The 12,533-nt window shown below is 46.0% G+C and carries 8 protein-coding genes; 3 read left to right on the top strand and 5 right to left on the bottom strand.

The window, feature by feature from the left end; genetic code table 11:
* Positions 1-3: 3 nt before the first annotated feature.
* Complete coding sequence (locus ACFFJH_RS04325) at positions 4-1,773, top strand: M14 family metallopeptidase (RefSeq protein ID WP_390210340.1); 1,770 nt, start codon at positions 4-6, stop codon at positions 1,771-1,773.
* 93 nt (positions 1,774-1,866) lie between these two features.
* Here ACFFJH_RS04325 and ACFFJH_RS04330 read toward each other — a convergent pair whose 3' ends face one another.
* The 3 genes from ACFFJH_RS04330 to sppA all read right to left on the bottom strand — a co-directional run bounded on the left by ACFFJH_RS04330 (position 1,867) and on the right by sppA (position 5,831).
* Positions 1,867-2,595, bottom strand: a complete 729-nt coding sequence (locus ACFFJH_RS04330) for a hypothetical protein (protein WP_390210341.1) — start codon at positions 2,593-2,595, stop codon at positions 1,867-1,869.
* A gap of 202 nt (positions 2,596-2,797) precedes the next feature.
* Positions 2,798-3,538 (bottom strand): helix-turn-helix domain-containing protein, encoded by a 741-nt coding sequence (locus ACFFJH_RS04335; protein WP_390210343.1) that lies wholly within the window; start codon positions 3,536-3,538, stop codon positions 2,798-2,800.
* A 424-nt stretch (positions 3,539-3,962) separates the two neighbouring features.
* On the bottom strand, positions 3,963-5,831 hold the full coding sequence (gene sppA, locus ACFFJH_RS04340; RefSeq protein WP_390210344.1) for a signal peptide peptidase SppA: 1,869 nt from the start codon (positions 5,829-5,831) through the stop codon (positions 3,963-3,965).
* A 226-nt stretch (positions 5,832-6,057) separates the two neighbouring features.
* On the opposite strand from sppA, the gene ACFFJH_RS04345 reads away from it, so the two are divergent.
* On the top strand, positions 6,058-7,164 hold the full coding sequence (locus ACFFJH_RS04345; protein WP_390210345.1) for an S-(hydroxymethyl)glutathione dehydrogenase/class III alcohol dehydrogenase: 1,107 nt from the start codon (positions 6,058-6,060) through the stop codon (positions 7,162-7,164).
* Positions 7,165-7,350: 186 nt separating this feature from the next.
* Entirely contained in the window at positions 7,351-9,018 is a 1,668-nt protein-coding gene (locus ACFFJH_RS04350) for a peptide chain release factor 3 (protein ID WP_390210347.1), read from the top strand.
* 72 nt (positions 9,019-9,090) lie between these two features.
* Here ACFFJH_RS04350 and ACFFJH_RS04355 read toward each other — a convergent pair whose 3' ends face one another.
* Both ACFFJH_RS04355 and clpB read right to left on the bottom strand, forming a co-directional pair.
* Positions 9,091-9,645, bottom strand: a complete 555-nt coding sequence (locus tag ACFFJH_RS04355) for a GNAT family N-acetyltransferase (RefSeq protein ID WP_390210348.1) — start codon at positions 9,643-9,645, stop codon at positions 9,091-9,093.
* 184 nt (positions 9,646-9,829) lie between these two features.
* On the bottom strand, positions 9,830-12,424 hold the full coding sequence (gene clpB / locus ACFFJH_RS04360; protein WP_390210350.1) for an ATP-dependent chaperone ClpB: 2,595 nt from the start codon (positions 12,422-12,424) through the stop codon (positions 9,830-9,832).
* Between the last annotated feature and the right edge of the window lie 109 nt (positions 12,425-12,533).

Genomic DNA, 12,533 nt, shown 5'->3' on the forward strand with positions numbered 1-12,533 from the left:
CGCATGAAAACCCAAAGACCAATTCAACTTAGCGCAATTGCTCTCGCCTGCGCCTTATTCGTAACGCCTAGTTTCGCTGATTCCGTCAAAGCGCCGCAGCCGCACTTCAATCGTGTACATCACAATAAAGAAATTGTGGAGTACATGAAAGCCTATGCTGCCGCCTATCCGAATCTGGTCACGGTAAAAAGTTTAGGTAAAACTGCTGCGGGTACCGATATGTGGATGCTCACTATCAATAATGAAAAAACCGGCAAAGCAGGCGACAAACCTGCCACCTATGTTGATGGTGCAATTCACGCCAATGAAGCACAAGCAGCCGATACAGTGCTTTACACGATTGATTACATCCTCAAAAATTACGGCAAGCTCGACAAGATTACCGAAACAGTCGATCGCTCAACCCTGTATTTTGTACCTAGTGTGAGTCCAGATAGTCGTGCCAAATGGTTTGATGAACCAGCAACGGCAAGCTACCCACGTTCTTCACCATGGCCGTTTGACGACGATCGTGACGGTAAAGTGGATGAGGACGGCCCCGTCGATATCAACAAAGATGGCGTCATCACGACCATGCGCAAAAAAGTTCAAATGGGCTTGGGTAATCGTAAGTTAGACCCAAAAGATCCGCGCGTTTTACTTCCTTTAGAACCAGGTGAACTTGGCGACTACTTATTACTTGGTCAAGAAGGCTTTGATCAAGATGGTGATGGCTTAATGGGCGAAGACAGTGTTGGTTATGCCGATCCAAATCGTACTTGGGGCTATGACTGGGCACCACGTTATATTCAAAATGGGGCGACTGACTATCCATTACAGATTCCAGAAACACGCAGTATCGCCAATTGGGCGCTTGATCACTTGGAAGTTTCCAGTGTGATTAGTTTTCATAATTCAGGTCGTATGATTTTGCGTGGACCGGGTTCGCCAACACAAACACCCGTCAGCGCCGCTGATAATCGCACTTTCGATTATCTTGGTCGCGAGGGTGAAAAAATGATGCCAGGTTATAGCTATATGATTACCTGGCGCGATTTATATACGGCCTACGGCAGCACCACAGATCATTTCTACGGTGTGGTCGGCGCTTTTGGATTTGTGCCAGAATTGTTTGGCAGAGTGATGGACGACAATAACATCATCCGTTTTGATCCAGCCCCCAAAGTAGGCGATCCGGTGCGCCCAGTACAAACAGGGCCTAAAGGCTATGATCAGCTCAAGTGGAACGACATGCTGACTTTTGGTCGTCAATTTATCCCATTCAAAGAAGCCAATCATCCGCAATACGGCAAAATAGAAATCGGTGGTTGGCGTCAAGATACCGGTCGCATGCCTGAAGGATGGATGCTAGAAGAAGAAACGCATCGCAATGCTGCATTTGTATTACTCAATGCGATGAACGTACCGAAGCTGCGCTTCTTGGAACCCACCGTCAAAAAAGTGGGCACCAATTTATATCACGTAGAACTACCCTTGATTAATGAACGGGCGATTCCTAGTGTCAGTAGTATCGTCATCGCGAATAAATTGCATCGCGTCGATCTGGCCACGGTCAGTCACGGCAAAGTCATTTCCAGCGGCATTGTGCGCAATCCTTACACCAATCAGATTGATCTGCAAGAACATAGGCCAGAACGTTTGATGGTGAATGGTGTACCTGGCTTCGGCAACACGACCTTGTTCTTCTTGGTAGAAAGCGGCGGCGGTGATATCGTGGTTAATTACGATAGTATTAAAGGCGGTAAATTGAGCCAAAAAGTTAGCTTAAAATAAGTCCATGCTAAATCAAAAAGCCATCATGAAATTTTCATGATGGCTTTTTTAGCTAGATTACTTAATGAATCAATTAATCAGTTAATTAAGCAATTAACTGCCCGGCGTAATGCTCTTCACAACTTTACCCGCCTCATCCAACATCTGAATCTCGGCCTGACCTGAGGCGCTCACGACTAACATCATACGAGTACGTCCCTTCGCATCTTTCAAACTTAGAGTAGAACCTTTATCTCTGGTGTTGCCAAGGAAAATGCGATTCTCCGATAAGCGACCTTCACTACTCAATTTTTTCCAATAGGCGGCTTGCTCAGCGGTTGGCAATTTCTCCGCTTCGGCAGCAAAGGTTTTCATGTCGTCTAATGAAGTCACTTTATACATGGGTACGTCATTGATGCGTATTCCCGTAGATTGATGATTCGCGCTATCGCTACTGATTAACTGCAAAGCCTGATCTTGGCGGAAGCGGTCGAAGGTTAAAGACAATCCTGCATCAATTTTCCCGTTTTCACTGATACTGCCTTTTTGAATAAAGCCACCGTTTTCTGTACCTTCTTCATTCACAAAAATCATCCCAGCAAAACTACGACGATCTGGGCGAGCACCTTCTTTACCTTGCATAAAATCACCAGGAAACTGCGCACGATTAGAGATCACAATACGCTTGGTGCCATCAGGCTCCACGATATTAATACGACCCACAGTGATTTCATCAAAGTGTTCGTGTTTAACTGGTTCTCTGGCACCTGTTAATGCAAAGACGGCCGCCAATGCACTCGCCATAGTCGTTGCACCTGCAAAGAAAGTTTTAATGTGTGACATAAATTTACCTTTTCAAAAAAATGAGCAAAAGCTCGCCCTACCAATTAGCGTGATATACGCTACTACAATTAATTTATATGGTTTATGAAAAAACTCGGAACACTATAATTTGCGAGATTATTTGCTCGATTATTCGCTCAATTACTTGTTCAAGTATTTGCTCGATTCAGTGGGAATCGCGATCTAGCTATCCGACATCGTTTCAAGTGACCTGAAGCTTACGCAAACGCCACTCCATAAAGAATCCCAAAATTCCACAAAACACAAAGATGCCGCCTAAGAATTGCAGAATTTTGTTAGGCATAGAGAGTACATAACGCACGTTGACTAAACTGAACTTGCGACGACCGCCATCGACCTCTTGATAAAAGACGGTGCCGTAATCACGGTCTTTCTCGACTGCCACAGGTCGTTTTCTAGTCATCTCAAAATCAGCCAATTGTTTTGAAAACTCTTCACGATTTATGATATTTGCCGACGCTTTAAGATTCAAAATCTTTGAGAATTGTTCAAAAATATCTTCAGGTTCATTCGCAAGAAACACACCAGGCGATTCATATTTATACAAATTATTGGCGAAGAAAATACCGTTATTGGCGGCTAACAAGCCTACAAATCCAAGCACGCAGGCCGCGGCTGAACCCAGTAACCATTGTTTAACATTATGTACTTTCACTGCAATTGTCGTGTTCAAGTAATGCGCCACCTCAGGAATTTGCTTTAACGAGCCTTGCAGAATTTTCTTGTCAATATCTTTCAAAAAATCCTTAGCATCCAAATTCAAGGATTTAATAATGGACTGAAACATCTCCGCTGACGGGACCGATTTATCATTTTCTAATTTAGACAAATACGATTGCTCTATCCCTATCGCCTCGGCCATTTGCGGCTGAGTCAGATTTCTCTCAGTACGGACTTGTTTTAATTTTTCACCAAAATTCATTTGCTTTACCTTTTCTCTCGCGGCCTTTTTGTGAATGTCTCAGTACACAGCAAATCATCAGGAAATGCAGTGCCTAAGCCATATTCTTTGGTATTCATGTAGAAATTGGAAGCTGAATATACGCGAATAAACATGAATATAAAGAGTTCGCCCAAAAATCTCGTTGGAAAATACAAATAAAAAAGGAAGGCATCATTTCGCCTCCCTTTTTTACCTTACATTATTTTTTCAAATGCCTAGCATTAAAAAATATTTGCTGAGACCCTTAGCGCACAATACAAGGCTTGCAGCTCCAAACCTATAAGGAGCACTTATAGAACCGAATTTATACACTCAGTGGGTTTAACTCATAATGCCGACATGCCGCTAAAGCAACGCATGCATAATGTTGTCCTTACTGGGCTGGGACTTATTAAGACTCGCACTACGGCAAAGTACACATACAATGCGCCATCACCATATAAGATCTGTTTTCCTTACGCAGGTCTGCCAACCAATTTAAGTCTTTCACCATCTCGGTCGCAGCGGCTGGTGGAATGCCCGTCGGCGCTACCGCCACTTTGAATTTTTCATTGACTACTTTTGACATCGCTTGAGCGGCATTATCACCAAACATACTAAAGAAGCGATCAAACTTAGATGGTTCACGTTCGATGTAAGTGACGCGATAGCCCTCACCCAATTTAGCGCGCGTCGCGGCAGACTTCAGCGCATCGTTAAAACTACCGAGCCTATCTACCAGTCCACGTTCTTTCGCCTGCTCACCAGTCCAGACCCGACCTTGTGCTACTGCATCGATTTTTTCTGGTGTGGTTTTACGCGCAACAGCCGCTTTCGTTGTGAATTCATGGTAAACATTATTAATACCTTGCTGTATCACTTCACCAAATTTGGGATTCATAGGACGCAAAGGATTAAACGAATCAGCCATCCAAGTGGTCGTGGTACCCGCGGTATGTACGCCGATTTTATCCATCACTTTTTCCGCCGTTGGGAAAATCGCGAACACACCAATAGAACCAGTAATCGTCGCCGCATCAGCAATCACTTCATCCGAAGACATCGACACCCAATAACCACCCGACGCCGCCACATTACCCATAGAGATAACGACTGGCTTGCCTGCTTTGCGCGTCAACTCTAATTCTTGGCGTATTAATTCTGAACCGAATGCACTACCTCCAGGCGAATCGACACGCAACACTAGCGCTTTTACCTGATCATCTTCACGTGCCTTGCGTACCAGATTCGCGGTTGACATGCCGCCAATCGCACCCGGTGGCGCAGTGCCTTCACTGATCTCACCTTCTGCGACGATCACGGCAACCGCAGGACCAAAAGCAAACGAACGATGATTTTCTAAATAATCATCAAACGCAATTTGTTTAAAACTCTTGGTATGTTCATCTTTCGCGCCCAAGCCCAACATCATTTGACGCAGATCATCTCGTGTTTTCAAGCCATCAATCAATTTGGCATCGACCGCGAACTGACCGACGCTACCATTCGCCGCTTTTAACATCTCAGGTAAATTGTCGATACTTTTCATAATCGAGCCGGCGGGCAATTTGCGCGCGGCTTCTACCCCATCGGTATAGAACTTCCACATCGCGTTATACAAAAATGCATCAGCTTCGGCCGCAGCAGGAGATGGTCCATTGGCGATATACGGCTCAGCAAAACTTTTAAATGTCCCGACTTTTAATACATTAACGGTGATACCAATTTTATCCAAAGCATCTTTGTAATAATTGCGATAGCGACCAAAACCGGTGAGCATCACATTACCCATAGGGTGCATGTAGACTTGGTTAGCATGAGATGCCAAATAATATTGGCGTTGATCAAAACTAGAGCCCCAAGCAATCACTTTTTTTCCGCTAGCTTTAAAACGCTCCAAAGCCGCTGCGACTTCACGCAACATAGGCAAACCGGCGCTTTGCATACCATCTAGCAGTAACACAGCATTATTGATTTTCGGATCTTTAGTCGCCGCATCCAAGACAGTCAAAATATCGCGCAACTGTGTCGAGCGCTTATTTTCACCTTGTACTTCAGCCAGAAAAGCATCGCTAGCACTGCCCGCATGCTGCTCCACCAAATCGCCTTTGAAATTAAGGATCAAGGCGGTTTTGTCTTCGACTTTCACTTTATTCGAAGAAAATAGTCCAACCAGAATAAAGATAACGAAGATCAAAAAAATTAAATTAAATAAGAAGCGACGACTAGCATCAACCGCATTCCAGCTCCATTTAATTGCTTGCCCGATCGCTCGGAAGGGTGAAAAAGCCATAGTAACTCCTAGGAAAAAACAAGATTTGGATCAATCACCGTTAGACACTCAACAGCGCACGTCCGTTCATTAACATTTGCAGAATTTTAACTTATTTTAAGGCAATCTTCGAAGAATCACACATTCAGTGAGTGACGAGGTAAGAAATCACAATTAGGCTAAAATACCATACAAGCACACGTAGCACGCTCCCCCCTTACTTCAACTTATATAAATCGGAAACCACATGAAAACAAAAGCCGCCATCGCCTGGGAAGCAGGAAAACCTCTGACCATCGAAGAAGTTGATCTACAAGGCCCGCAAGCAGGAGAAGTCTTAGTCGAGATCAAAGCGACAGGCATTTGCCATACTGATTACTACACTTTATCCGGCGCTGATCCTGAAGGTATTTTCCCTGCGATTTTAGGACATGAAGGTGCTGGCGTTGTAGTCGATGTCGGCCCAGGCGTGAAGAGCTTGAAAAAGGACGATCACGTCATCCCACTCTACACACCCGAATGCCGTGAATGCAAATTCTGCCTGTCACAAAAAACCAATCTGTGCCAAGCCATCCGCAGCACCCAAGGCCGTGGCTTAATGCCGGATGCGACTAGCCGTTTTTCTATCGACGGTAATCCGATTTTCCATTACATGGGAACTTCAACATTTTCAAATTACATCGTGGTGCCTGAGATCGCCCTAGCAAAAATCCGCGAGGATGCGCCGTTTGATAAAGTTTGCTACATCGGTTGCGGCGTCACCACCGGCGTTGGCGCGGTCTTATTCACAGCCAAGGTAGAAGCAGGTGCCAACGTCGTCGTGTTTGGCTTAGGCGGTATCGGATTAAACGTAATTCAAGCGGCACGCATGGTCGGTGCAAACAAAATCATTGGTGTCGATATCAACCCCGCACGTGAAAGCATGGCACGCAAATTCGGCATGACCCACTTTGTTAATCCTAAAGAAGTTGGCAACGTGGTTGACGCGATTATCGGCTTAACGGATGGTGGTGCCGATTACAGCTTCGAATGCATAGGCAACACCACAACCATGCGCCAATCGCTAGAATGCTGTCATAAAGGTTGGGGCCAATCCATCATCATCGGCGTCGCCGCTGCTGGTCAAGAAATCAGTACCCGCCCCTTCCAATTAGTCACCGGACGCGTCTGGAAAGGCTCTGCTTTCGGTGGCGCACGTGGACGTACCGACGTACCAAAAATCGTCGATTGGTATATGGAAGGTAAATTGAATATCGATGATTTAATCACCCACAAATTACCTTTAGAACGAATCAATGAAGGCTTTGATTTGATGAAGAGCGGCGAGTCGATACGCTCTGTGGTGGAGTTTTAAAAGTCCCCCTATCACAGACTAAATGTGTAAAAAACTATCAGCTTTGCTTATTTGTCAGGAATAGCGAAGCTGATAGTAGTTAATTATCATTAAAAGCAAGCACCGCACTTCACTTTGTAAAAATAAGAAGTCGCTAAGTCGGCATGTTAAAATACGCGGTTATTCTAATCTTACAGAACGCCAGCAATGACCGATATCACCAGCGCCCCAGATAATAACGACGAGCAAGACAACGTCACTGTCAAAAAAGTATCCACCGACCTAATCCGCAAAGAAGTCGCACGTCGTCGTACTTTTGGCATTATTTCTCACCCGGATGCGGGTAAAACCACGCTCACGGAAAAACTTCTGATGTTCTCCGGCGCGATTCAATTAGCCGGTACGGTCAAAGCGCGTAAGAGCGGTCGCCATGCAACGTCTGATTGGATGGAAATTGAGAAGCAACGTGGTATTTCGGTCGCTTCTTCTGTGATGCAGTTTGAATACCGCGATCACGTCGTCAATTTACTCGACACACCGGGTCACCAAGACTTCTCTGAAGATACCTATCGCGTATTAACTGCCGTCGATTCCGCCTTGATGGTGATTGATGCCGCTAAGGGCGTGGAAGAACAAACCATCAAGTTGTTGAACGTTTGCCGTATGCGCAATACGCCGATTATCAGTTTCGTTAATAAGATGGACCGTGAAACCCGCGATCCTTTGGAATTATTGGACGAATTAGAATCAGTCTTAAAGATTCAATGTTCTCCCGTCACTTGGCCTATCGGCATGGGTAAAACTTTCCGTGGTGTGTATCACATCCTGAAAGATGAAATCATGCTGTTCACACCAGGTAGTGAACGCGCTGATCAAGAATTTGAAGTCGTCAAAGGCATCGATAATCCCCGTCTAGCAGAACTGTTCCCGCTAGAAATCGAACAGTTAAAAATGGAAGTGGAATTGGTACATGGCGCTTCACATCCTTTCGATTTGGCAGCAGTTTTGGCAGGCACGCAAACGCCGGTATTCTTCGGCTCAGCGATTAATAACTTCGGTGTCCGTGAGATTTTGAATGCCCTACTCGACTGGGCGCCAGCACCACGTGAACGCGATGCAACGGTGCGTACCGTAGCACCAACTGAAGAACCATTCTCAGGTTTCGTATTCAAAATCCAAGCCAACATGGACCCAGCGCATCGCGACCGCATCGCCTTCTTACGCGTTTGCTCAGGTCGTTTTGAACGTGGCATGAAACTCAAACATTTACGTATCAATCGCGATATTAAAGTCTCATCCGTGGTGACCTTCATGGCCTCATCCCGTGAACAAGTAGAAGAAGCCTACGCAGGCGATATCATCGGTTTACCAAACCACGGCAACATGCAAATTGGCGATAGTTTTTCTGAAGGTGAGTTATTGCAATTCACAGGCATCCCGTACTTTGCACCAGATTTCTTCCGCATCGCGCGTATCTTGAATCCACTCAAAACCAAGCAATTACAAAAAGGTTTGCAGCAGCTAGGTGAAGAAGGCGCAGTACAGGTCTTCAAACCCATCGTCAGCGGCGATTTGATCTTAGGTGCAGTTGGCGTTTTACAGTTTGAAGTGGTCGCCAGTCGCTTAAAAAATGAGTACGGCGTTGATGCGGTATTCGAAGGCACCAGCATCAGCAGCGCTCGTTGGATTACCTGCGAAGATAAAAAAATGCTAGCCGATTTTGAACGCTCCAGCGCGGGTGCCAACGTGGCGTATGACGCAGCGGGCAATATGGCCTACCTCGCTAGTTCGGGGGTGAATTTACGCTTGACGCAAGAACGTTGGCCGGACGTGGTGTTCCATGCTACACGTGAGCATGCGGCGAAGTTGGATTAAATACCTTAGCTATAAGATTGAAAAGCCTGAACTGTAGTTGCAGTTCAGGCTTTTTGCTTTTTATCTGTTTGATCAGTCTATATCCAAACGCATACGTTCAAAACGTATCGTCACACCATCAGGCAAAGTATCAGAAACATCTTCCATTTTTTCAAAGCCCAAGACTTTATAAAACGGTACACCAGGCAAGGTCGCCATTAATTCCAGACTCGAAAAGCCTTGCGCTAACGCCGCTTGTTTGCAGGCTTCGAATACCGCTCTGCCGACACCACGACGCGCTGACTTGGGTGAGATGAAAAAGGCGCGGATTCTGGCGGGATCGTGGGCGGGATCGAGGAACTCATCCGCGCCCATCGGTCTTTGATCACCACCATATAAAGTGCGACGACGGCTCCAACCGCCACAGCCAGCTAATTCGCCATCAAGTGTGGCGGTGAAATAACTACCGTCTTTTACTAAAGCTGTATCAACACCAAACACATATTTAATCGCCGATTCGGCTTCTTGTTCGGTATAAAAACCACGACTCAACTCGCGTGCTGAGTGCTGAATTAATTGATTGAGTTCCGCAACTTCATCCATCGTACTCGGACGGACTTGAACCTCTGGCGGTGTTGATGGCGACATGCAAACCTCTTGGAAATTGCTTATTGAGATTTGATGATACACATTATCGGCGAAAAATAAAATCGTCTCGGTGTGAAGTCAAGGATACAAAATTGGTAGGGCGGGTGCATCCCGCGCCGCCAGGCCATCGAGCACCTAAGCGGCGCGGGTTTCTCCCGCCCTACGAAAAACTTAACTGAAAAATTTAAGCCGCAACGTTAAACACTAATTCACCACCTGCAGCATCGACAACAATCACGTCTTTCGGTCCAAATTTGCCTTGTAAAATCATCTTAGACAAAGGATTTTCTATCTCTTGTTGTATCGCGCGTTTTAGTGGTCGTGCGCCATACACAGGATCGAAACCTGCTTCAGCGATTTTCAGTAAAGCGGCATCAGTGACTTGTAAGCCCATCTCCATTTGCGCCAAGCGTTTATTCAATGTTGCTAACTGTATCTTAGCGATGGCACCGATATTTTTTGCATCTAAAGCGTGGAACACCACAATTTCATCAATACGATTAATAAACTCAGGGCGGAAATGCGATTTCACTTCGCCCATCACCGCCATTTTAATCACGCTTGGCTCGCTGCCTTCCATCGCTTGAATTTGATGTGAACCCAGATTCGAGGTCATGACGATCACGGTGTTTTTGAAATCGACAGTGCGACCTTGACCGTCGGTCATACGACCATCATCCAAGACTTGCAACAAGACGTTAAACACATCGTGATGGGCTTTCTCAACTTCATCTAACAAGATCACGCTATAAGGTTTACGTCGCACCGCTTCGGTCAAATAACCGCCCTCTTCATAGCCAACATAACCAGGTGGCGCACCGATTAAACGGGCGACGGAATGCTTCTCCATAAATTCGCTCATATCGATACGAATTAAAGATTCTTCCGTATCAAACATGAAGTTCGCCAGCGCTTTACACAACTCGGTTTTACCGACACCCGTTGGTCCCAAAAATAGGAAAGAACCGTAAGGACGATTCGGATCACCGAGACCTGCACGTGAGCGACGGATCGCATCAGAAACTGCCGTAATTGCTTCGTGTTGACCGACCACCCGCGCATGCAAAGCGTCTTCCATTTGCAAGAGCTTTTCACGCTCGCCTTGCATCATACGGGACACAGGAATACCGGTCGCACGCGATACAATTTCGGCGATCTCTTCTGCGCCGACCTGTGTACGTAAGAGTTTCGTTTTACCGTCAGTAGCTTCATTTTTGGCCGCTTGTAACTCCGCTGCTTTCAGTTGCGCTTCTAATTCTGGGAGGCGACCATACTGCAATTGCGACATCGTTTGCCAATCACCTTTGCGTTTAGCATCGTCCATTTGCAAACGGATTTTTTCTATCTCTTCCTTGATATGCGTGCTGCCTTGTACTGTGGCTTTTTCTGCCTTCCAGACTTCTTCTAAATCGGCATATTCGCGCGACAAGGATTTGATTTCCTCTTCAATCAGTGACAGACGTTTTCTTGAGCCTTCGTCTTTTTCACGTTTAACCGCCTCTTTTTCAATTTTTAATTGAATCAAACGGCGATCTAATTTATCCATCACTTCGGGCTTAGAATCAATTTCTATCTTGATTTTTGCTGCCGCTTCGTCGATTAAATCAATGGCTTTATCTGGTAAAAACCGATCCGTAATATAACGATGCGACAACTCCGCGGCTGCGACTATCGCTGGGTCAGTGATATCGACACCGTGGTGAACTTCGTATTTTTCCTGTAAGCCACGCAGGATAGCAATGGTTGCTTCGACGCTAGGTTCGTCAACGATAATTTTTTGGAAGCGGCGTTCAAGAGCCGCGTCTTTTTCTATGTATTTACGATATTCGTCCAGAGTGGTCGCGCCTACGCAATGCAATTCACCGCGCGCTAATGCAGGTTTCAGCATATTGCCGGCGTCCATCGCACCTTCCGCCTTACCAGCGCCTACCATAGTGTGCAACTCGTCGATAAAGACGATGGTTTGGCCTTCGTCTATCGCAATTTCCTTGAGCACGGCTTTCAGACGTTCTTCAAATTCACCGCGGAATTTTGCGCCCGCCAACAAGGCCGCCATATCGAGTGAAAGTACCCGTTTTGATTTCAAGCTATCAGGCACTTCGCCATTCACGATACGCTGCGCCAAGCCTTCAACGATCGCGGTTTTACCCACGCCGGGTTCACCGATTAATACCGGATTGTTTTTACTGCGACGTTGTAAAACTTGAATCGCACGACGAATTTCATCATCGCGACCGATCACTGGATCGAGCTTGCCCAGACGAGCACGCTCCGTTAAATCTAAGGTATATTTTTTGAGTGCTTCGCGTTGGCCTTCAGCTTCTGGCGAATCGACATTAGCACCGCCACGCACGCCCTTGATCGCCGCTTCTAAAGCGCTGCGCGTCAAGCCATTTTCACGTGCTAATTTACCGGCTTCTGATTTATCGTCGACAAGAGCCAGCAAGACCATTTCACTGGCCAGAAATTGGTCGCCACGTTTTTGAGATTCTTTGTCGGCAAGATTCAACAAGCCCATCAACTCTCGGCCAATTTGTACCTGACCATCCGTTCCGCTGACTTTGGCGATCCGTTCTAAAGCTGCTTTCAAACTGTTCAATAAGGCGTTCACATTGACGCCAGCACGTTGCAAAAGCGAACGGGCACCACCATCATCCTGATTGATCAAAGCGAGTAAGACGTGCACAGGCTCTATATATTGGTTATCATTACCAACCGCCTGACTCTGTGCGTCAGCGAGTGCCTCTTGCAATTTTGTCGTTAATTTATCTAAGCGCATATCAAGCTCCTTGAGCGTTAATTTTCTAATGCACTATAGATTAGGCGACAAAATCACTTTTCAAGCGTAGTCAATAGGAAAAACTTTATTCGTTTTGCGTTACATCAAT

Source organism: Affinundibacterium danionis (genome assembly GCF_042432465.1).
GTDB classification, from domain to species: domain Bacteria; phylum Pseudomonadota; class Gammaproteobacteria; order Burkholderiales; family Burkholderiaceae_D; genus Undibacterium; species Undibacterium danionis.